General features: G+C 70.5%; 19 protein-coding genes. 12 read left to right on the forward strand and 7 right to left on the reverse strand.

Features of this window, described 5'->3' with window-relative positions; genetic code table 11:
- The coding region (locus tag ACIDOCELLA78_RS90210) for an alpha-ketoacid dehydrogenase subunit beta (protein ID WP_201728899.1) at positions 1–962 on the reverse strand (962 nt) is incomplete at its 3' end.
- 24 nt (positions 963–986) lie between these two features.
- Positions 987–1,952: a thiamine pyrophosphate-dependent dehydrogenase E1 component subunit alpha gene (locus ACIDOCELLA78_RS90215; RefSeq protein ID WP_283770839.1), complete on the reverse strand. Its 966-nt coding sequence runs from the start codon at positions 1,950–1,952 to the stop codon at positions 987–989.
- Between the two features lie 447 nt (positions 1,953–2,399).
- Here ACIDOCELLA78_RS90215 and ACIDOCELLA78_RS90220 point away from each other — a divergent pair, with 447 nt between their 5' ends.
- Positions 2,400–4,745, forward strand: coding sequence for a TonB-dependent receptor (locus ACIDOCELLA78_RS90220; protein ID WP_201728900.1), 2,346 nt, complete (start codon positions 2,400–2,402; stop codon positions 4,743–4,745).
- A 128-nt stretch (positions 4,746–4,873) separates the two neighbouring features.
- Here ACIDOCELLA78_RS90220 and ACIDOCELLA78_RS90225 read toward each other — a convergent pair whose 3' ends face one another.
- The 3 genes from ACIDOCELLA78_RS90225 to ACIDOCELLA78_RS90235 all read right to left on the reverse strand — a co-directional run bounded on the left by ACIDOCELLA78_RS90225 (position 4,874) and on the right by ACIDOCELLA78_RS90235 (position 8,604).
- Positions 4,874–7,717 carry a beta-propeller fold lactonase family protein gene (locus ACIDOCELLA78_RS90225; RefSeq protein ID WP_249675984.1) on the reverse strand — a complete coding sequence of 948 codons (2,844 nt, stop codon included), beginning with the start codon at positions 7,715–7,717 and terminating at the stop codon, positions 4,874–4,876.
- 129 nt (positions 7,718–7,846) lie between these two features.
- A complete protein-coding gene (locus ACIDOCELLA78_RS90230) occupies positions 7,847–7,996 on the reverse strand; it encodes a hypothetical protein (RefSeq protein ID WP_249675986.1) in 150 nt (49 codons plus the stop codon).
- Positions 7,990–8,604: a prepilin peptidase gene (locus ACIDOCELLA78_RS90235; protein ID WP_249675988.1), complete on the reverse strand. Its 615-nt coding sequence runs from the start codon at positions 8,602–8,604 to the stop codon at positions 7,990–7,992. The genes ACIDOCELLA78_RS90230 and ACIDOCELLA78_RS90235 overlap by 7 nt, the downstream gene beginning before the upstream one ends.
- Before the next feature lie 70 nt (positions 8,605–8,674).
- On the opposite strand from ACIDOCELLA78_RS90235, the gene ACIDOCELLA78_RS90240 reads away from it, so the two are divergent.
- The 7 genes from ACIDOCELLA78_RS90240 (at position 8,675) to gspM (ending at position 14,661) form a co-directional block, all read left to right on the forward strand.
- Complete coding sequence (locus ACIDOCELLA78_RS90240; protein ID WP_201728901.1) at positions 8,675–10,348, forward strand: GspE/PulE family protein; 1,674 nt, start codon at positions 8,675–8,677, stop codon at positions 10,346–10,348.
- Between the two features lie 12 nt (positions 10,349–10,360).
- Entirely contained in the window at positions 10,361–11,581 is a 1,221-nt protein-coding gene (locus ACIDOCELLA78_RS90245; protein WP_201728902.1) for a type II secretion system F family protein, read from the forward strand.
- Complete coding sequence (locus ACIDOCELLA78_RS90250; protein ID WP_201728903.1) at positions 11,565–12,032, forward strand: GspH/FimT family protein; 468 nt, start codon at positions 11,565–11,567, stop codon at positions 12,030–12,032. The genes ACIDOCELLA78_RS90245 and ACIDOCELLA78_RS90250 overlap by 17 nt, the downstream gene beginning before the upstream one ends.
- Positions 12,016–12,384 (forward strand): type II secretion system protein, encoded by a 369-nt coding sequence (locus ACIDOCELLA78_RS90255; RefSeq protein WP_201728904.1) that lies wholly within the window; start codon positions 12,016–12,018, stop codon positions 12,382–12,384. The genes ACIDOCELLA78_RS90250 and ACIDOCELLA78_RS90255 overlap by 17 nt, the downstream gene beginning before the upstream one ends.
- Complete coding sequence (locus ACIDOCELLA78_RS90260) at positions 12,381–12,977, forward strand: prepilin-type N-terminal cleavage/methylation domain-containing protein (RefSeq protein ID WP_201728905.1); 597 nt, start codon at positions 12,381–12,383, stop codon at positions 12,975–12,977. The genes ACIDOCELLA78_RS90255 and ACIDOCELLA78_RS90260 overlap by 4 nt, the downstream gene beginning before the upstream one ends.
- A gap of 99 nt (positions 12,978–13,076) precedes the next feature.
- Positions 13,077–14,075: a PilN domain-containing protein gene (locus tag ACIDOCELLA78_RS90265; RefSeq protein WP_201728906.1), complete on the forward strand. Its 999-nt coding sequence runs from the start codon at positions 13,077–13,079 to the stop codon at positions 14,073–14,075.
- Positions 14,062–14,661 (forward strand): type II secretion system protein GspM, encoded by a 600-nt coding sequence (gspM, locus tag ACIDOCELLA78_RS90270; protein ID WP_201728907.1) that lies wholly within the window; start codon positions 14,062–14,064, stop codon positions 14,659–14,661. Before ACIDOCELLA78_RS90265 ends, gspM begins: the two co-directional genes overlap by 14 nt.
- Positions 14,662–14,800: 139 nt before the next feature.
- Here the strand turns inward: gspM and ACIDOCELLA78_RS90275 are convergent, their stop codons facing one another.
- A complete protein-coding gene (locus ACIDOCELLA78_RS90275; RefSeq protein WP_201728908.1) occupies positions 14,801–15,103 on the reverse strand; it encodes a hypothetical protein in 303 nt (100 codons plus the stop codon).
- An 88-nt stretch (positions 15,104–15,191) separates the two neighbouring features.
- Between ACIDOCELLA78_RS90275 and gspD the strand changes: the two genes are divergently transcribed.
- Both gspD and ACIDOCELLA78_RS90285 read left to right on the forward strand, forming a co-directional pair.
- The gene (gene gspD / locus ACIDOCELLA78_RS90280; protein ID WP_201728909.1) at positions 15,192–17,459 is read left to right on the forward strand and encodes a type II secretion system secretin GspD; all 2,268 of its coding nucleotides are present in this window, start codon (positions 15,192–15,194) and stop codon (positions 17,457–17,459) included.
- Between the two features lie 2 nt (positions 17,460–17,461).
- Positions 17,462–18,259 carry a type II secretion system protein GspK gene (locus tag ACIDOCELLA78_RS90285; protein WP_201728910.1) on the forward strand — a complete coding sequence of 266 codons (798 nt, stop codon included), beginning with the start codon at positions 17,462–17,464 and terminating at the stop codon, positions 18,257–18,259.
- 10 nt (positions 18,260–18,269) lie between these two features.
- Here the strand turns inward: ACIDOCELLA78_RS90285 and gspG are convergent, their stop codons facing one another.
- A complete protein-coding gene (gene gspG / locus ACIDOCELLA78_RS90290) occupies positions 18,270–18,707 on the reverse strand; it encodes a type II secretion system major pseudopilin GspG (protein ID WP_201728911.1) in 438 nt (145 codons plus the stop codon).
- An 80-nt stretch (positions 18,708–18,787) separates the two neighbouring features.
- Here gspG and ACIDOCELLA78_RS90295 point away from each other — a divergent pair, with 80 nt between their 5' ends.
- Positions 18,788–19,186, forward strand: coding sequence for a lytic transglycosylase domain-containing protein (locus tag ACIDOCELLA78_RS90295; protein WP_201728912.1), 399 nt, complete (start codon positions 18,788–18,790; stop codon positions 19,184–19,186).
- Positions 19,187–19,325: 139 nt separating this feature from the next.
- Entirely contained in the window at positions 19,326–21,335 is a 2,010-nt protein-coding gene (locus tag ACIDOCELLA78_RS90300) for a phospholipase C (protein WP_249675991.1), read from the forward strand.
- Positions 21,336–21,389: the final 54 nt, after the last annotated feature.

Below are 21,389 nucleotides of genomic sequence, written 5' to 3' on the forward strand. Positions count from 1 at the left end.
CCGGGCACGTAGAGATCCTCGAGCTGCGGCGAGAAGGGCACCGGCGTGTGCGGCGGCGTGATCGTGCGGATCGGCGCCTTGAGGTGGGAGAACGCCTCCTCGGCGACGAGGCGGGAGATATCCGCCGCCATCGAGCAGCGGGGGCTGGCCTCGTCCACCACCACCAGCCGGCCGGTCTCGGCGACGCAGTCGAGAATGGTCTCGGAATCGAGCGGCGAGGTGGTGCGCGGGTCGATCACGGTGGCGGAAATCCCGTCGCGGCGGAGCTGGTCGGCCGCCTGGTTGGCGAAATTCACCATCCGCCCGAAGGCGACGATGGTCAGGTCCTTGCCCTCGCGGGTCAGGTTCGCCTCGCCGAACGGGATCGTATAGGCCTCGTCCGGCACCTCGCCGGTCTCGTCGTAGAGCACCTTGTGCTCGCAGAAGATCACCGGGTCGTCGTCGCGGATCGCCTGGATCAGCAGCCCCTTCGCGTCATAGGGCGAAGAGGGCAGCACCACCTTGAGCCCCGGAATATGGGTAAAGATCGGGTAGAGTGACTGGCTGTGCTGCGAGGCGGCGCGGAACCCCGCGCCATACATGGTGCGGATCACCAGCGGGGTGACGGCGCGGCCGCCGAACATGTAGCGGAACTTGGCGGCCTGGTTGAAGATCTGGTCGAAGCAGACGCCCATGAAATCGATGAACATCAGCTCGGCCACCGGCCGCAGCCCGGTCGCGGCCGCCCCGGCGGCCGCACCGATGAAGGCGCTCTCGGTAATCGGCGTGTCGAGCACGCGCTCGGCGCCGAACTCGCCGATCAGCCCCTTGGTGACGCCGAGCACGCCGCCCCAGGCATCCTGCTCGCCCGGCGCGCCGGCGCCGCCGGCATTGTCCTCACCCATCACGATCACGCGCGGGTCGCGCCGCATCTCGCTGGCAATCGCCTCGTTGATCGCCTGGCGATAGGTTTTCTTGGCCATGGTGTGTTTCCCCGGTCGATTTGGTCAGTAGCTGACATAGACGTCGGTGAGCAGGTCCGCCTCGGTCGGCGGCGCGTCGGTCTCGGCGGCGAGCACCGCGGCGTCGATCGCGGCCGTCACCTCGGCGTCGACGGCGTCGAAATCCCCCGGCGAGGCGGTGCCGCCAGGCCCGACCTTGGCGCGGAAAATCTTGAGACTGTCCTTCTCGGCGCGCAGCCGGGCAATCTCGTCGGCGGCGCGATAGGTCATCGCATCGCCCTCGAAATGGCCATAGAAGCGGGTCAGCGTCGCATGCAGCATGCCGGGCCCGCCGCCATTGCGCGCGCGGGCGATGAGGTCGCGCGCCGCCTCGTAGACGGCGAAGAAATCGAACCCGTCCACCTCGACACAGGGAATCCCGAACCCGGCGGCGCGGCCCGCCTGGGTGCCGCCGACCGACCAGCCGCTGGCCGTCGATTCCGCGTAGCCGTTGTCTTCCACCACGAACAGCACCGGCAGGTTCCACACCTTGGCGAGGTTGTAGGATTCGAGCGTGGTGCCCTGGTTGGAGCCGCCATCGCCGACGAAAGCGACCGCGACGCCCCCGGTCTTGAGCGTCTTCGCGGTCAGCGCCGCGCCGCAGACCAGCGGCGGCCCGCCGCCGACGATGCCGTTGGCGCCCAGCATGCCCTTCGAGAGATCGGCGATGTGCATCGACCCGCCCTTGCCCGCGCACAGCCCGCCCCGGCGGCCGTAAATCTCCTTCATCATGCCGGTGACGTCGCACCCCTTGGCGATGCAGTGGCCATGCCCGCGATGGGTCGAGGCGATCACGTCGCGCTCGTCGAGATGCGAGCAGACGCCGACGGCGGAGGCTTCCTCGCCGGCATAGAGATGCACGAAGCCGGGGATTTTTCCCGTCGCGAACTCATCATGAACCCGATCCTCGAAGCGCCGGATGGTCGCCATCGTCCGGTAGCTGTCGAGCAGAAACTCGCGGCTGTACTGCACTGTTTTCCTCCTTTGTCGCCCGTCTTGCGGCCGGGCTTGACTTGCGGCGTCCCGAACGCGCACCGCTGGCGAGGAGGCTAGATCGAAAAGCCGGTCTGCGTCCACGCCGCAACCCTGGCCACCCTGGCCGGAGTGTTGCTTTTCGAAACTGCCCCGTCGGTGACGGAAGCGGCGGGAAGGCCGTTTCGGTGCGTAATCGACGGATCGTTCGTTCATTTTGTTAAAAATTATCACATCGACAACTAAAATGAAGAATTGATTATATCCGTCGCGCGCGATGCGAGCGGCGCTGGCGGGGTCGCCGAACGATAACTAAAAATTGACCGGCGCGCCGACCCGCCCGGAGCAAGGGCGATGCGCGGCGTCATCGTCCCATCGCCATCCTGACCGACCGGCGCCAAGGCTTCCGGACCGAAGGGATTGCCGCAGACCCAGGAGTGTCACCGCATGTTCCGCCGCCTGACCGCCTGTCTCCTCTCGATGGGCGCCCTCGCGCCGACCGCCCGCGCCCAGGCCGTGCCGGCCGCGTCGCTCGTGCCGGCCGCCGCCATCGTCCAGGTGCCGCAGGTCGACGTCATCGCCACAACCCCGCTGCCCGGCTCGGCGATCGGGCGCGACAGGCTGCCCCAGGCCACCCACGTCCTCGGCGCGGCCGAGATCGACCGCACCGGGATTCCAAGCCTGACCGACGCCATTCTCGCCGCGGTGCCCAGCGCCTCGATCAGCGATGTCGACGGCAATTCGTTCCAGCCGGACATCAACTTCCACGGCTTCACCGCCTCGCCGGTCACCGGCACGGCCGAGGGCGTCGCCGTCTATCTCGACGGAATGCGCTTCAATGACCCGTTCGGCGACACCGTGAACTGGGACCTGATCCCGCCGGAGGCGATCCGCAGCGCGAGCCTCCAGCCGGCCAATCCCGCCTTCGGGCTCAACGCGCTCGGCGGCGCGCTCGATGTCACGCTCAAGAACGGATTCACTGCACCTGGCGGCGAGGTTTCGGTCTATGGCGGCTCCTACGGCCGCGCCGGCGGCAGCCTGCAATATGGCGCGCACCGCGCCGGCACCGCCGCCTATCTCGCCGCCGACGTCGTCCACGATGCGGGTTTCCGCCAGACCCAATCCTCCCGCCTCGCCCGGGTCTATGCCGATCTCGGCTGGCGCAACGCGCGCGCCGAGCTGCATCTCGGCGTCATCGCCGCCGACAACGCGATCGGCAATCCCGGCGCCACCCCGGTGCAGGCGCTGAATTACGACATCGCCAGCATCTTCTCCGGCCCCAACACCGTCTACAACAAATACATCGCCACCCGCGCCACCGCGCGCTACGCGCTCGACGGCGATACCGCGCTCGACGCCCTGGCCTATTTCGCCGATCTCTCGCAGCGCCTGCCGAACGGCGTGACCCAGGAACTCGCCGCCTGCCCCGGCCAGCCCGGCACCCTCTGCAACGCCGGCACCAGCGAGGTGGTGACGACGCGCGGCGGCGCCGCGGTGCCCGACTTCCTCAATGGCGGGATCTATTCCGGCCTCGTCAACGAGGGCATCGACCAGCAGGCTTATGGCGCCTCGGTCCAGCTCATCAACGACAGCCGGCTGCTGCGCCACCCCAACCACCTGACCATCGGCGCGAGCTTCGACGGCTCCAACACCATGTTCAACGCCTTCACCCAGATCGGCGGGATCACGCCGGTCACGCATCTCTTCATCGGCCCGGGTGTAACGGTCGACCAGCCGGCATACGGCGTCAACCCGGTGCAGGTGGCGACGACGACTCGTTATTTCGGCCTGTTCTTCAACGACGTGTTCACCCTCGCCCCGCGGCTCGACCTCACCCTCGCCGGGCGGTTCAACAATGCCGAGATCGACCTCGCGGACAAGCTCGGCGGCCCGGTTTCCGGCCATCACGCCTATGACCGGTTCAACCCGCAGCTCGGCCTGACCTGGCACGCGCTGAAGACGCTCGACCTTTATGGCAGCGTCGACGAAACCAACCGCAACCCGACGCCGACCGAACTCTCCTGCGCCAGCGCGGCCAACCCGTGCTCGCTGCTGAACTTCTTCGTCGGCGATCCGAACCTGAAACAGGTCGTCGCCCGCACCTTCGAATTCGGCGCGCGCGGCCATCTCCCCCGCTTCGCCGGCGGCACGCTGCGCTGGAATGTCGACCTGTTCCGCACCGATGTGCACGACGACATCATCTACCAGTCCACCCTCTACAACCCGAACCTGCAATTCTACACCAACAGCGGCACCACCCGCCGCCAGGGGATCGAGGCGGACCTCGCCTATGCCGGCCCCCGGCTCGGCCTGCGCCTCGGCTTCGCGCATATCGACGCGACGTTCCAGAACGCGCTGACGCTCAACAGCCCCTCCAACCCCGCCGCCGATGCCAACGGCCAGATCCACGTCGTCCCCGGCGACCGCATCCCCGGCATCCCCGCCAATCGCGGCACGATCGACCTTTCATACAAGCTCACCGAGCGGCTGCTGCTCGGCACCACCGCCATCCTGCAATCGAGCCAGTACCGCTTCGGCGACGAGGCGAACCTGACCAAGCCCGTCGGCGGCTACGCGGTGTTCAACGTCTATGCCTCCTACAAGCTCACCCCGCGGCTCACCGTCTTCGCGATGGTCGATAACGTGACCAACCTGTCGTATCAGACCTATGGCGGGTTCGGCCCGGTCGCCGACGTGCCGTGGAATTTCGTCCCCGGCGGCGTGACCGATCCGCGCACCGCCAATCCCGGCCGCCCAATCGCCGGCTATGGCGGCGTCAGGATGACATTCTGATCCGGCGCGCAGCCTCGCAACGCCCCGCGCGACTGCCATGAAAAAACCGGCCGGAGCACGCCGCTCCGGCCGGTTTCCCTTGTCGCGGGGCCGGGGCGGCGGTGCCGCCGCCCGGTATCCATCAGGCGTTACCGCGCGTAATCGCGGCCGTTGCGCTCGGTCGGGTAGGGCTTGCCGGGCATCATGCCCTCCCAGAGGATGTGGTCGTAGGCGACCGCGGGAATGGCGTCTTCCTTGCGCCAGTCATACCCCCTGGTCTTCTTCGCCCACCAGGCGGCGTTGTGGAGCGGCTGCCACTCCGGCTCGTCCTGCTGCGGCTGCGTCGTGATCGGCAGCGTCGTCGCGGTCAGCGGCTGCGGCACGGCGGCGTTGAACGTCCACTTCCGGTCGTCGCGGCTGAAGACCGCCGTCATCGGCCGTTCGTAGGCGTCGTTCAGCGTCATCGGCCCGATGCCGAGAATGTCCTCCATCGTGCGGATCATGTTCACCGTGCTGTAGCGCGCCGAAACCACGGCATGATGGCGCACATAGGGCCCGACCACGAAGGCCTCGCTGCGATGCCCGTCGACATGATCCGGCCCGTCCTGCGCGTCGTCCTCGACGATGAAGATCAGGGTCGATGAGGCATAGGGGGAATGCGCGACGGTCTGGATCAGCTTGCCCACCGCATAGTCGTTGTCGGCGATCTGCAGGCCCGGCGTGTTCACGCCGTTCTGCGCGGTGGTGAAATTGCCGGTGTGGTCGTGCATCAGCCGCACCAGTTCGAGCGAGGGCAGGTCGTGGTGGCGCACATAGTTGGTGAACTCGCGGCTCCATTCCTGCTCGCGGTAGTAATCGGCGATCGTGTTGTCGAACCCGCGGAAATACGGATCGGTATAGGGCGCGAGATCGGGGTTGGTGGAATACGAGACCTTGATCTTCTGGGCGTAGGCGTCGGTGATCTCGGGAATGCCGTATTTCGCCAGCGCGCCCGAGAGGTTGTAGCGGCCGAGATCGATGAAGAAGCCGTAATTGCGGATGCTCAGCCCCGCGCGCAGCGCCGCGTCCCACAGATAGCCCCGCTGCACCTGGCCGTGCGGTCCGTCCGGTGCTGCGACGTTGCCGGTGCCGGGCAGCAGGTTCGAGTCGGCGGGATAGAGCGGGTTGGCGGCCTTGCGGCCGGCGAGCGAGCCGATGCCGACATTGACGTTGCGGTTGGTGCCTTCCCAGTCATAGGACAGGCCGCGCCCGGCATAGTTCACCGGCAGCGCCTTGGTGCCATAGTCGGACTCGCGGGCCGAGGTGCTCCAGGGCCAGCCATTGCCGCTCACCTCGGCGGTATCGTAGAAATTGTCGAGATCGACGAAGTTCCAGGCGAGGCGGTGAACATTCGGCGTATAGGTCTTGCCGAACTCGGCCAGCGCCGGATCGCCGTTGCCCTCGCCGAGATCGCCGAGGATCTGGTCATAGGTGCGGTTCTCGCGGATGATGTAGATGATGTGCTTGATGTGGCGGTGCAGGAACGCCATCATCGAGCGGTCGCGCGCGCTCTCGTGGAACGAGAAATGGTTGTTGTGCGCAACGAGATGCGTCAGCGCGTCCAGCTCGTTGGTCGCTGGCACCGGCATCGTCAGGAAGCCGGCCTTCGAGAGCTGGAGAATATACTGGTTGTTGTGCTGGAGCGCGGTGCAGCTCGCCGGCACGTCGGCCGCCAGCTTCTCGTTGCACGGGTTCGGCCCCGGCATGCTCTTGCCGTTCACCACATACAGCATCTTGCCATCCGGGCTGACGCTGACGCTGTTCGGATAATACCCGGTCGGCAGCAGGCCGATCACCTCCGGCTTCGCCGTGTTCAGCGCGATCACCGCGACCGAGTTGGTGCCGCCATTGGTCACATAGAGCCGCGTGCCGTCCTGCGACAGCGCGAGCGAATTGGGCGCGGTGCCGTGGAAATATTTCGGCATGCCGACAAAGGAGGCCGGCGCGGTGGTGTGGATCGTGTCCACCACCGTGTTCGACGCGGTGGAAATCACCTCGACATCCGCCTCGTTGTCGCACGCGACATAGAGATACTTGCCATCGGCGCTCAGCACCATCCGGTTCGGATTGCCCGCGACCTTGATGCGCGCGGTCACCTGCGGCGTGCCGGTCAGCGAGACGACATCGATCTCGCGATCCCGCTCGCTGGAGACATAGGCGGTCGAGTTGCCATTGGCGACGACCCAGAACGGATATTCGCCGCCCGCAACGCCATCCTGCGCGGCGTTGATCACGCCGGGGCGCAGCTGCACCTCGGTCGCGCTCCCGCTCGGAACGCCGCCCGACAGCTTCACGATCGACAGGCTGTCGTTATAGAAATTGGCGACCAGCAGCGACGAGCCATCCGCCGTGGTGGCAAGGCCAGCCGCCTGCGGCTTCACGAGAAAGCCGACGCCGCCGCTGCTCAGCGGATTGCCCGCGACCGCCGCATGGCCGAGCGCGAACGGCGTGCCGATTTCGGCCCAGCCGCTGGCGCCCTGCGCATAGGTGTGAACGTCGTCGTCGACGCCGCCCGAGACATAGAAATGCTGCCCGTCCGGGCTGAACGAAATGCCGGCCCAGGTGTTCGGCACCTTGATGACCTGCTTCTGCACCGGCGTGTCGTTCGAGATGTCATAGACAAACACATACTCTTCCGAATCGCCCGGAATGACCTTGCCGTTCGCGTCGTTCACCAGGTTGTAGCCGCTCGTCAGCACCAGCAGCGTCTTGCCATCCGGGCTGACGGCGGTGCTGATCGCCTGCCCGGCGACATAGGAAGGGTTGTCGGCGAGGCCGGGATTGAGCCGGGTGAACACCGCGCCAGGGGTGGCCGTCGGCGTGAGATACTGGCCGCTGGAGGTGATGGTTGCCGGGGCGGCTTGCCCCGCCCCCGTGGTCGCCGCGACGGCGATGATCGCCGAACCCGCAAGCAAAAGAGTACGCAAAGCCGTGGCCGCCCTTCTGGCGTGCATCGGTCGTCTCCATTTTTGAGAATGAACGTCAGCGCGAACGGCGGACAACGTGGTTACCGTCCGACACATTCAACTTTACGTGTAATAAAATCTTTGTGTGTTATTAATTAATGTTGTTTTGATGACAGTTCATGTCGCAAGTCTCATCGCCAGCAGGCCGACCGCCAGCGCCGGGCCGAACGGCAGTCTTTGCCGCATCAGCCTCCCGCCGCCAGCCTCGGCGCGCAGCACCGCCCAGAGCGCGACCCCGGCAAGCCCCGCAAGCCCGGCGATCACCACCGCCCAGGGCAGGGCGGCCGGCGGCAGCCAGGCCCCGCCGGCGGCGAGCAGTTTCGCATCCCCCGCCCCAACGCGTCGATCCCGCGCAGCAGCCGCCAAAGCAGGCGCAGCCCGGTAAAGCCGAGATAGCCCAGCGCCGCGCCCGCCGCGTGCGCCCCCAGCGCCGCCGGCTGGCGCAGCGCGGTCGCGAGCAGCCCGGCCAGCAGCAGCGGCAGGGTCAGCGCGTCCGGCAGCCGCAGACAGTCGAGATCGATCAGCGCCACCGCCAGCAGCGTCGCCGCGAAGGCGAAATCGAGCGGCACGCGCGGCCCCGCCGGGTCCAGCGCGGCAATGCCGATCGCCAGCAGCAGCGCCGCCAGCTCGATCAGCAGCAGCCGGCGCGGGATCGCTGCGCCACAATGCACGCAGCGGCCCCGCCGCAGCAGGAAACTGGCCAGCGGCACGAGGTCGCCCGGGCCGAGCGTGGCGGCGCAGGCATCGCAGCGCGAGCGGCCCCGCGCGAACAGCCGGCCGCGCGGCAGGTCCTCCACCAGCGTGCCGATGAACGAGCCGATGAAGGGCGCGGCCAGGATCGTGCCCGCAACCAGAATATTTCCCTGAACTGTCATATGGTTTCGGCTCCGGCGGCAGCGTCCTCGGGGCATAAGGTAAAAAAATCGTTTCCGCGAGACATATCCGATGCTCGATCACGCCGCCTTGCGCCCGGATGAGGACAGTTCAGCCATCGGCACACTCCTGCTGGAGGCCGGGCTGGTCGATTCCCTCGGCATCGCGCGGGCGCGGGCGCTGGCGGCGGAAACCGGGCTCGGCCTCGCCGCGGCGCTGGTCCGCCTCGGGCTGATCGGCGAGCGCAGCCTGGCCGAGGCCGCCGCCGCCGCTCTCGGCCTCGCCCTGCTCGCGCCGGAAGCCTATCCGGCGGAACCAGTCCTGCCCGCGCGGCTCCGCCCGCGCTTCCTGCGCGATGCCCGGGTGCTGCCGCTGGCGATGGCCGATGGGCTGCTCGACCTCGCGATGGTCGATCCGTTCGATGGCTTCGCCGCCGGCGCGGTGGCCGCGGCCACCGGCTGCGCGGTGCGCCGCGCCGTCGCCGTGCCGATCGACCTCGACGCCGCGCTCGACCGTCTCTACCCCGAAACCGGCGATGCCGGGGCCGCGGCGGAGGCGGCCGAGGAGTCCGGGCCGAGCGAGGCGGATGCCGAGCGCCTGCGCGATCTCGCCAGCGAGGCGCCGGTGATCCGCCTGGTCAACCAGATCATCGCCCGCGCGGTCGAAACCCGCGCGTCGGACATCCATATCGAGCCCGAGGAAGACCGGCTGCGCATCCGCTACCGCCATGACGGCGCGCTGGTCGAGGCGGAGGTCCACCCGGCGGCGATGGCCCCGGCCATCGTCTCGCGCGTGAAGATCATGGCGCGGCTCGATATCGGCGAGCGCCGCCTGCCGCAGGATGGCCGCATCCGCCTGCCGGTGCGCGGCCACGAGGTCGATTTCCGCGTCTCCTCGATCCCGACGATGCACGGCGAGACCATCGCCATCCGCGTGCTCGACCGCAGCGCGATGACCTTCGAATTCGGCGCCCTCGGCCTCGACCCGGCGATCGTCGCCGCCTTCCGCGCCGCCCTCGCAGCACCCAACGGCATCGTCCTCGTCACAGGCCCGACCGGCAGCGGCAAGACGACGACGCTCTACACCGCCCTGCTCGGCCTCGACCGCGCGCGCCGCAAGATCGTCACCATCGAGGACCCGATCGAATACCGCCTCGCCGGCATCAGCCAGAGCCAGGTCAAGCCGCAGATCGGGCTGGATTTCGCCCAGCTCCTCCGCGCCATCCTCCGGCAGGACCCGAACGTGATCATGGTCGGCGAGATCCGCGACCTCGAAACCGCCGAAATCGCCGCCCGCGCCGCGCTCACCGGCCATCTCGTGCTCTCGACGCTGCACACCAACTCGGCGGTCGCCACCATGACCCGCCTGCGCGACATGGGGCTCGAACCCTATCTCGTCGCCTCGGTGCTGCGCGGCGTGCTCGCCCAGCGGCTGATCCGCCGGCTCTGCCCCGCCTGCCGGCAGGCGGCGCCGGCGACCCCGGCCGAGGCGGCGCAGCTCGGAATCGCCGCGGGCACGCCGCTCAACCACCCGCGCGGCTGCCCCGAATGCCGCGACACCGGCTTTCGCGGCCGCATGGCGGTCGCCGAGTTCCTCACCCCCACCGCCGAACTCGCCGCCCGCCTCGCCGCCGGCGCCGGCGAGGACGAGCTGTCCCGCGCCGCCGGCCTGCGCAGCCTCGCCAGCGCCGCGCGCGATGCGGTGCTGGCCGGCGAAACCTCGCTCGCCGAAAGCCTGCTCGCATGACGAAGCGGCGCGATGCCTGATTTCGTCTTCCGGGTGATCGACCGCGCCGGCGCGCCCGCCCGCCTCGCCATCGAGGCGGCGAACGAGGCCGAGGCGATCGAGGCGGTCAAGCGCCGCGGCCTGATCCTGCTCGGCGCCGCCCCGCGCCACGGCGCCGGCCTGCTCGCCCTGCTCAACCGCGACATCGGCGGCGCCCCCCGCCTCGGCGCCGACGCGCTGGCCGATTTCACCCGCGAACTGGCCTCGATGCTCGGCGCCGGGCTCGACCTCGAACGCGCCCTGCGCTTCACCGCCGCCGCCGCCGCCACCCCGCGCGCCCGCGCCATCATCCTCGCGATCTGCGACAAGGTGCGCGACGGCGCCGCGCTCTGGCGCGCGCTCGGCCAGGAGCCCCGCAGCTTCCCGCCCTTTTATGTCGGGCTGGTGCGCGCCGGCGAGGACTCCGGCGCCCTCGCCGCGACGCTCGAAGACCTCGCCGAACTGCTGGAGCGCAACCGCTCGCTGCGCGCGGCGATGATCGCCGGCCTCACCTATCCCGCCCTGCTCGCTTTCGCCGCGACCGGCGCGATCGTGTTTCTGCTGACCAACGTGCTGCCGGAATTCGTGCCGATCTTCGCCGAAAACGGCGTCCCCCTGCCCGCCACCACCCGCCTGCTGCTCGCGATCGGGCAAACCTGCGCCACGCTCTGGCCCTATGCGCTGGCGCTGCTCGCCCTCGCCATCCCCGGCACCCGCCTGCTGCTCGCCCGCCCCGCCCCGCGCCTGCGGTTCGACCGGCTGGTCCTGCGCCTGCCGCTGGTCGGCTTCCTGCTGCGCGAGGCGCTGGCGGCGCGCTTCACCCGCACGCTCGGCACGCTGCTCGGCAACGGCGTCGCCCTCGTGCCGGCCATGGCGATCGTGCAGAACGTGATCGGCAATCGCGCCGCCGCCCTCGCCATCGCCGCCGCGGCGGACGCGGCGCGGCGCGGCAAGGGGCTCGCCGCCGGGCTCGCCGCCGCGCGATTGCTGCCGGAGCGGACGGTGCAGCTCCTCCGCCTCGGCGAGGAAACCGGCCAGCTCGGCCGCATGGCGCTGCGGGCCGCCGCAATCCACGAGGAGCGCGCGCGGCTCGGCGTGCAGAAACTCGTCTCGCTGCTGGTCCCCGCCATCACCATCGTGATGGGCGGCGCGATCGGCTTCATCGTCGCCTCGCTGCTGCTGGCCATGCTCGGTCTCGATGCCCTCGCCCACTGAGCCCGCGCCCACTGAGCTCGCGGCGGACGATCGCGGCTACACGCTGCTCGAACTGCTCGTCGTCGTCGTCATTCTCGGCCTCGCGCTGACGCTCGCCGCCACCGCGGCGCCCTGGCGGCGCATCGGCCACGACCCCGCGACCGCCGCCGCCACCCTCGTCGGGGCGCTGCGCACCGCGCGCGCCGTGGCGATCACGACCGGCCGGCGCAGCACCTTCGCGATCGCGCCGGCGGATGGAAACTGGGTCGGCCCGGGCGAGCGGGGCAGCCTGCCGCGCGGAATCGCCATCGCGTTTCACGGCCCGGCCGCGCGCGGCTGGGGGCGGATCGTCTTCTCCCCCGATGGCAGCGCGACCGGCGGGCGGATCCTGCTCTCGCGCGGCGCCGCGCGAGCGCTTGTGACGGTGGACTGGCTGACCGGGCGGATCAGCACCGATGCCCCGCCGCGATAGCGGGTTCATCCTGCTGGAAACCCTGGTCGCCTTCGTCATCGCGGCGCTGGCGGTCGCGGTGCTGTACCGCGCCGCCTTCGATGGCGCGGCGGGCGTCGCCATCGGCGGGCGCGAGGCGGCGGCGGTGGAACGCGCCCAGTCCCGCCTCGCCGCCCTCGCCGCCTTCGCGCCGCGCGGCCACTACGTCCGCACCGGGCGCGATGGCGGCGGCTTCCGCTTCCGCGAGGAGGCCACGCCGCTGCCGGTCGCGAAGGGCGCGCCGCTGCGGGCGCTGCGCCTGTCGGTGAGCGAGCGCTGGGGCGGCGCCGGCCGGGCGGTGACGCTGGTGACCATCCGCGTCGCACCACCATGAGGCGGGATAGCGGCTTCACTTTGCTGGAAATGCTGGTCGCGCTGGTGGTGCTCGGCCTGCTGCTCGCCGGGCTCGCCCAGGCCAGCCATTTCGGCATCGCCACCTATCGCCGCACCACCGGGACGATCGGCGCCGAGGCCGACCGGCTCGCCACCTTCCGCGCCCTGCGCCGGCTGATCGCGCAGGCCCGGCCCGGCCAGCCCGCCGGCGCCGCGCACAACCTCGCCCTCGTCACCACCCTGCCACGCGCCGCGGCGCTGTCGAGCCGCCTCGTCTTCGCCGAGATCGGCGTCACCGGCGGCGGCGATCTGGTGCTCGCCTGGCGGCCGGCGCCGCCCGGCCCGCCGCTCGGCCCACGGCCGGCGCCGGCCGGCGAGGCCCATGTCGAAATCCTCGCCCGCCATATCCGGGCGATCGAGCTGCGCTACTGGTGGGCCGACCGGCCGGACGCGGCACCCGCCTGGCACGCGGCCGGCCCGGCCGGCGCGCTGCCGCGCCTGATCCGGCTGCGCATCGTCCCCGCCGCCGGACAGCGCCCCTGGCCCGACCTGATCGCCGCCCCCTGGCGCGCCCCCTTCGCCGCCGGCGGATAGCCACGCGCCCCCGCCCGCGCCGCTGCGCCGCTGCGCCGCGATCGAGTGACACAAAACCTTAATTTTCAATTTTTCTTTAGTCGCGTAACCAGAATATTAATGGATTTCATTCATTGGTACATCGCGACCCTGCGGTCGCTGGTGCCCGGCGCCCTGCGGCGGCCGGGCGGGCGGGATGCGGCGGTGACCGTCACCGCCGCCGCCGGCGCGCCCCCCGCGGCGGCCGAGGTCACGCAGGAAGGCCGCGGCGGCGGGAGCGCGCTCGGCCGGCTGGGACAGATGCGGCGCAGCGCCGTCATCCGGCCGGTGGTGCTGCGGCTGCGCGGCGCCGGCGCGCTGATCCGCCGCGTCACCCTTCCCGCCGCCGCGCGGCGCGACCTTGCGGCAGCCCTCGCCTTCGAGATCGACCGGCTGACCCCCTTCACCGCCGAGGAGGTGCTCGTCGCCCACGAGATCGTCGCGCGCGACCCCGCGCAGGGCCTGCTCCACGTTCGCCTCGCCGTGCTCCCCCGTGCCTGGATCGCCGGCCTCCTCGCCGCACTGGGCGAGGCCGGGTTCGCCGCCGTGCGGATCGAGGCCGCGGGCACGGAGGGAGAGGCCGTCTTCGCGCTGCCCGGCGCCCGGCGGCAAAGCCGCGTCCCCCCGGCGCTGGCGCTGCTCGCGGCAGCCCTCGCCGGGCTCTGCCTCGCCATTCCGCCGGCGCGCCAGGCGCTCGCCCTGCACCGGCTCGCCACGGCGCGGGACGCGATCGCCCCGCAGGTCCGGCTGGCCGAGGCGCTGCGCGCGAGGCTTGCCGCCGAAGACCGCTTCCGCGCGGCACTCGGTGCCGAGGCAGCGCGCGAGGGTGACATGCTGCGCATGCTCGCCGCCCTCACAAGCGCCCTGCCGGACCGCAGCTACCTGACCGATCTCTCCCTGCGCGACCGGGTGGCGACGCTCGATGGCGAGTCGCCCAACGCCGCCGGGCTGATCGCCCGGCTCGCCGCCGATCCGCATTTCGCCGATCCGGCCTTCGCCGCCCCGGTCACCCGCTCGCTCAACGGCAATGGCGACGTGTTCTCGATCCGCGTGCGGCTGCGCGACGATGAAGCGGGCTGACGCGATGACCCGCCTCCCGCGCGACCTGCCGGAGGGCCGCGCCGGGCAGGCGCTCGCGCTCGCGATCTCGGCGGCGCTGCTCGCCCTTGTCGGCTTCGGCATCATCCGCCCCGGCCTCGCCTGGTATCGCGACCTGCGCGCCCGCGTCACCGCCTCCCGCACGCTGCTCGCGCATGAGCGGATGCTGGTCGCCAACCTGCCATCGCTGCGGCGCCTGGCCACACAGGGCCGACCCGGCGCCGGGCGCGACGCCTATCTTCCCGGCGGCTCGGCTTCCATCGCCGGCGCCCGTTTGCAGGGCGCGGTGCAGTCCCTCGCCGCGACCCACCGGATCGGGCTCGACAGCGCCGAACTGCTCCCGCCGGTCAGCCTCGGCGGCGTCGAGCGGGTTCGCCTGCGAATCTCGATGACGGCCTCCTACCCCGCGCTGATCGGCTTTCTCGACGCGCTCGGCGCGGCATCGCCGCGGATGCTGGTCAACCGGCTCGACCTGCACGCAACCGGCGTGCCCGCCGCCGGCGCCGCCCTGCCGCTGCATGCGAGCTTCACCGTCTCTGGCTTCCGCATCGCGAAGGCGGCGCGATGATCGGCGCGCGGCTCGGCCTCGGCGCTCTCGTTCTGGCGCTGGCCGCCACCGTCGCCCTGCTGGCGCTCGCGCCGATGCCGGCACCGCCACTCCCCCCGTGGCGGCGCGCCCGACCCCGACGGCGTCCCCCCAGCCCGCTTCATCCGCCGCCGCCACGGCACGGATTCTCGCCCGTCCGCTGTTCCGCCCCGACCGCCGGCCGGTCGCCGCCGCCGCCAGCGCGGACGCCGCCTTGATGCCCCGCCTGTCCGGCATCCTGCGCGGCGATGCGGTGCGGCTGGCGATCTTCGCCCGCCCCTCCGGCAAGCCGGTCCTGCTCGGCGAGGGCGCGCAGCTCGGCGGCTATCGCATCGTGCGGATCGGCCGCCGCGCGGTGCTGCTCGACGGCCCGCGCGGCGCCTCCGCCTCGTGCCGCGCTTCGCCCACGCGGCCGGCGCCGCACCGCACGCCACCCCGCCGAAGCCGGCCGCCGAGGCCGGCATCCTTGTCCATCCCGGCCCCCGATAAGTCTCAGGAGATCGAGCGAAACCATGCGCGCCCGTGTCCATGCCGGCGTTCTCGCCGCCGCCGCCCTGCTCGCCGGGTGCACCCCGCGGCCGCAGCCGCCCAACGCCACCCGCCTGCTCGCCCCCGCACCCGCCGCATCATCGACCGCCGCGCCACCAGCCCGCGCCGACGCCGTGATCGCCACCCCGCCCGTCACCGGCGCGATCACCGCGAGCCCCGGCCACGCGCCGCCCGCCAGCGTCCCCGGCGCCCCGCTGCCCGCCGGCAGCGGCGATGTCTCGCTCGACTTCGCCGACACCGACATCCGCGCCGTCGTCGCGCAAATCCTCGGCAACATGCTGCACGTCACCTACACGATCGACCCGGCGGTGCAGGGCAAGGCGACGCTGCGCACCGCGCACGACATCCCCGCCTCCGCCCTGATCCCGACGCTGCAAACCCTGCTCGCGCAGAACCACGCCGCCCTCATCCGCAGCAACGGGCTCTACCAGGTGGTCCCGGCCGACAAGGCGGCCGCCGCCCTCGCCACCGCGCCGGGGCTCGACGGGTCGAGCGTCGTCGCCCTCACCCATGTCAGCGCGGCGCATCTCGCCGCCGTGCTGCAACCCTATGTCGGCAAGGGCGGAAGAGTGATCGCCGAGCCCGACCGCAACGCCCTCATCGTCGAGGGCAACCCGCAGGTCCGCGCCACCCTGCTCGCGCTGATCCGCGCCTTCGACGTCGATGCCCTCGCCGGCCAGTCCTACGCGCTCTACCCCGCGACCGGCCCCAACGCCCGCGATTTCGCCGCCGCCCTCACCCAGGCGCTGCACGCCGGCAAGGCGGGCGGCGTGGTCAAGGTGGTGCCGCTGGTGCGCATCGGCGCGGTGCTGGTGATCGCCCCCTCCGGCGCGGCCGTGCGCGCGGCGGACCGGGTCTACCGCACCCTCGCGCGGCAGGAAGCGGCGACGCGCCGCGCCTGGCACGTCTATTACCTGCGCAACAGCCGCGCCGAGGACGTCGCCCAGGTGTTGCAGGAAGCCTTCACCCCCAACGACGTGACGGCCCAGCCCTCCGGGCCCGACACCACCGGCAACACCGCCCCCGGCGTCTCGGCGCAGACGCTGATGGGCTCGGGCGGGCTGGTGGGCAACGCGGCCGGCGGCGCCACCGGCGGGCTCGGCGCCCCCCCCGGCAGCGGCACGGGCACCGGCACCGGCACCGCCTCCGGGCTCGGCGCCGGCCTCGCCACTCCCGCCGCGGCACCGGCCGCAGCCCCCGCATCGGACCACGCGGCGGCGAGCAATCCGCTGCTCGGCCCGCTCGGCGGCGGCGCGGGCGGCGGCGGCGATTCCAGCGGCCTGCGCATCCTCGCCGATTCCCGGCAGAACGCGATCCTGGTGCGGGCGGACGCCTCGGAAAACGCCTCGGTCGAGGCGATGCTCCGCAAGCTCGACATCGAGCCGCTGGAAGTCGAGATCGACGCGACGATCGCCGAGGTCGATCTCAACGGCGCGCTCAAATACGGCACCCAGTTCTTCTTCAAGTCCGGCGGCATCAACGCGGTGCTGAGCACCGGCACCAGTGCCGCGCTGAACCAGAGCTTCCCCGGCTTTGTCCTCGCCGGCCATGGCAGCGACGGCGCGCCGCTCGCGATCTCGGCGCTGCAATCGGTGACCCAGGTGCAGGTGCTCTCCTCGCCGCAGCTCCTCGTGCAGAACGGCCGCACCGCGAACCTGCTGGTCGGCAACCTCGTGCCCTATCTCTCGCAGACCTCGCAGAGCACGCTGACCACCGGCGCGCCGGTCATCAACTCGGTGAACTACCAGGAAACCGGCGTGATCCTGCAAATCACCCCGCATATCTCCAGCGACGGTCTGGTGGCGCTCACGGTCTCGCAGCAGGTGAGCAACGTCGCCCCCTCGGTCACCACCCAGGGGCTCAACTCGCCCACCTTCTCCGAGCGCGCCGTCTCCTCCAGCGTCGTCGTGCATGACGGGCAGACGATCGGCCTCGCCGGCCTGATCACCGACAATGTCCAGCGCGGCAATTCCGGCCTGCCCTTCCTCAAGGACGTGCCGTTGCTCGGCCCGCTCTTCGGCACGCAGGACAACAACCGCGCGCGCCAGGAGCTGCTGGTGCTGATCACCCCGCATGTCGTCCACGACGCGACCGACGCCGCGGCGCTGACAAGCGACCTCGAACAGGCGCTGCCCAACGCCGCCAATGTGCCGGCCGAGCTGAACGGCCTGCCGATGGACGGATCGGCCGATCCGCAAGCGGCGCTGCGCCGGCATCTCGGGCTGCACTGAGCATGGCGCGGCCCCGCCGGCGCGACGAGCGGGGCTTCGCGCTGCTGATCGTGCTGGCGGTGCTGGTGCTGTTCGGCTTCCTCGTCACCCGGCTGCTGGTCGCCGCCCGCCAGCAGATGGCGATCGCCGGCAACCTGCGCGACGCCGCGGTGGCGGCGGCGGCGGCCGAGGGCGGCGTGTGGCTCGCCGTCGCCCGGCTCGATGCCGGCGGCGTGGCGCCGGCAGAGGTGCGGATGGGTGCCTCGCATGTCCGGCTCACCACCAGCTTCGTCGCCGGGCGGATCAACCCCGACACCGCCCCCGCCCCCCTGCTGGCCGCGCTGTTCCGCGTCGGCGGCATGGCCGCAGCACCCGCGCAAAGCCTTGCCGAAACCCTGACCGAGGCGCGCGACCCGGCGCTTGCGCCAGCCCGCCTCGCCGCTCTCCGCGCCCGCTACCGCGCCGCCGGCAGCGCCTATGGCCCGCCGCAGGCGCCGTTCCGCAGCCTGGCCGACCTCGCCAGCCTGCCGGGCATGATTCCCGGCCTGCTCGCCTGGCTGCGCCCGCATCTCTCGCTCTACGCCCCCGCCTTGCCCAACCTCGCGGCGGCGGATGCGGCGGTGCGCGCGGCGGTGGGGCTGGCCGGGCGGATAGACCTGCCGGGCGGGCATGTCGGCGGCCCGCCGGTGATGCGGATCGAGGCCATCGCCACCGGGCCGGGCGTGGCCCGCGCGGCGCGCTGCGCGACCATCCGCCTGACACCGGCCAATGTCGATGCGCCCTATATCGTGCTGGACTGGTCGGATGCGCGCTGCGAGTAACCCGCCACCCTCAGCGGTTGCAGATCATCCCCGGCGCTCCCGGCGCCGCGGTCACGTCCTTCGGCCCTTTGGAGCACAGATCATAGGCAAGCCCCGGCCGCGCCGAGGGCGCCTGATAGACGAACCCATGCCCCCACGGGTCGCGCGGCAGCGTGGTCTGCTTGAGATACGGCCCGTGCCAGCCGCTCACCCCGGCGGGCTTGCTGATGAGCGCCTGCAAGCCTTCATCCGTCGTCGGGTAGCTGCCGACATCGAGCTTGAACAGGTCGAGCACCGAGCCGATCCGCTCGATCGACTGCTCGGCGATGCTCGCCTTGGCCCGCCCGAGCTGGCTGAGCAGCGCCGGCCCGACCAGGGCGATCAGCAGGCCGAGAATGACGATGACGACCAGCAATTCGAGCAGCGTATAGCCCGCGTCGCGCCGCGCCTGAGCTTTGGTTTCACACATGCCTCACTGGATATCCGACCCGCCGGCCGCGGCGCCAGCGCCGGCTTTCCCCCCGCGCGCGATTTCACGGAGACGTCACGATGACCGGCTTGCTGCGCTGCATGCTCCTCGCCGCCGCGGTCTATCACCTGCCGCCGCGGGTGCTGCCGGTCATCGCCCGGCTGGAGGGCGGGCATCCCGGGCTGGTCCGGCCGGATTCCAACGGCACCGCCGATTACGGGCTGATGCAGGTCAACAGCGTCTGGCTCGACGCCATCGCCCGCCGCGCCCGCCTCGGCCGGGGCGAGACGCGGCGCCGCCTGATCGACGATCCGTGTTTCAGCATCGCCGCCGCCGCCTTCATCCTGCGCGCCGATATCGACCGCGCCGGCACGCTGATGCGCGGCATCGGCGACTATCATTCGGCCACCCCGGCACTCAACGCCGCCTATCGCGCGCGCGCCCTGGCCATGGCCAGCCGGATGTTTCGTGTCAAATAATTTCACAGTTTTGCAACGGAAACATCACAGCACAAGGAAATTTGATCTGTATATTTTTAACCTAGGTTAATAATTAATTTTGGAGACAATCATGAGACGAGCTTTGGCAATGGCTTGTTCAGCGCTCTGCGCGCTGAGCATGACCATTCAACCGGCGCTGGCCGAGCAGGATGGGCGCCTTGCCTTCAACCGTCCGGACGACGCCCATGCCTTCGTCGCCGGGCTGATGGACCGCGAGGCCTGGCACAATGGCGGCTGGGAGCAGGGCGAACACGGCGAACACCGGCACCACCGCTTCCATCTCACCCACGCGCAGCTCGTCCAGCTCGTGCGCCAGAAGATCAAATACGTCTTCGTGCTGTATCAGGAGAACCGCTCGTTCGACTCCTATTTCGGCACCTTCCCCGGCGCGGACGGGCTCTATTCGCAGCCGGCCGCCAAGACCCCCGGCTTCGTGCAGGAGCTGGTCAACACCGATGGCAGCACGACGACGATCTCGCCCTTCCGCATCGGGCCGAAGCAATATGCCTGGGATACCGACGACATCGACCATTCCCACGCCCGCATCGCCGCCAAGATGGATGTCGTCGCCGGCAAGCCGCTGATGGACAAGTTCGCCGTCACCGAGGAGCTGAAATACTCGCCGTCCGGCAATCCCTCGCTCAAGGCGAAGCAGTTCGGCGAACTCGCGATGGCCTACGAGGATTGCGAAACGGTGCCCTTCCTGTGGCGCTACGCCAGCCGCTTCGTGTTGTTCGACCATGTCTTCCAGAACATCACCGGCCCCTCGACGCCGGGCAACCTGTCGATCTTCGCCGCCCAGACCGGCCTGACCCAGTGGGCACTGCACCCGAACGAGGCGTTCAACACCTTCGACCCGACGACCGGGCCGACCGCGACCAACCCGTACGGCCTCAAGGTGAGCGAATCCGGCGCCGGCGAGCCGGTGATGGACGACAACGATCCCTTCTGGGGCTCGCCGCTCGACCCCAGCAAGAACGCCAACGTGCCGGTCAATCCGGGCGATTTCGGCGGCTCCGCCTTCACCTACGGCGTGCAGCTCAACCAGACCTACGCCTCCATCGCGATCAACACGATGGGCCGCAACGCCGCCGCGATCACGCAGCACGACAGCGACGCCGCCGGCGACCTCGCCGACATCAACGACGACATCGCCTACCTCACCCAGTCCGGCCACAAGCAGGTCAACTGGGGCTGGTACGAGGAAGGCTACGACCACGAGCCGACCGACCCGGCCAACCCGGTCGATGCCAACGGCACCCACGCCTCCTACATCACCCACCATAACGGCCCGCAATATTTCGGCTATGTCGCCAACAACCCCGACGAGCGCGCCAACCTGCACGGGCTCGGCGACCTGTTCACGGCGCTCAAGGGCGGCACCCTGCCGGCCGCCGGCGGCGTGTTCTACGTCAAGGGCGGATTTCAGAACATCTTCGGCCTGAAGCCGGTCAACCCGGTCGCCAAGGCGCAGACCAACTTCCTCGGCGATGACGACCACCCCGCCTACTCGGATGCGCAGATCAGCGAGGCGATGGTGGCCAAGGCGGTGAACGCGATCGCCAGCAGCAAATACTGGAAGCACGCCGCGATCATCATCACCTGGGACGATTCCGAGGGCGATTACGACCATGTGCCGCCGCCGGTCATCGTCAACGGCCCGGACAAGGAGGTCTTCAAGTTCGGCCCGCGCGTGCCGATGATCCTGATCTCGCCCTATGCGAAGACGCATCAGGTCGATCACCAGGACGGCAGCCAGTCCTCGGTGGTGAAGTTCGTCGACGAGGTGTTCGGCCTGACGCCGCTCGCCTTGCTGCCGGATGAGCTGAAGGGCCGCGCCGATGGCGAGAGCGAGTTCGGCGAGGCGAATATCGGCCCGTCCGACGCGCTGACCCCCTATGTCGGCGACCTGATGGGCGCTTTCGATCCGGCCCGCCTCACCGGCCGGGCGGCGCCGCTGCCGGCCAGCTACGCGATGATCCCCAACAAGGTGATCATGTCGCTGCCGCACTATGGCGGCAATGGCTGCCGGGCCGACCACATCGTGCCGACCGACGTCGCCAAGGGCATCGCCACCACGATCCCGGCCGACTTCAACCCGCTGCCGAGCACCAACCCGACTCCCTGATCACGCCAAGGCCAGCAATCCCGGCGCATCCATATGCGCCAGGGGCCAGACATC

It is taken from the genome of Acidocella sp. C78, assembly GCF_907164655.1.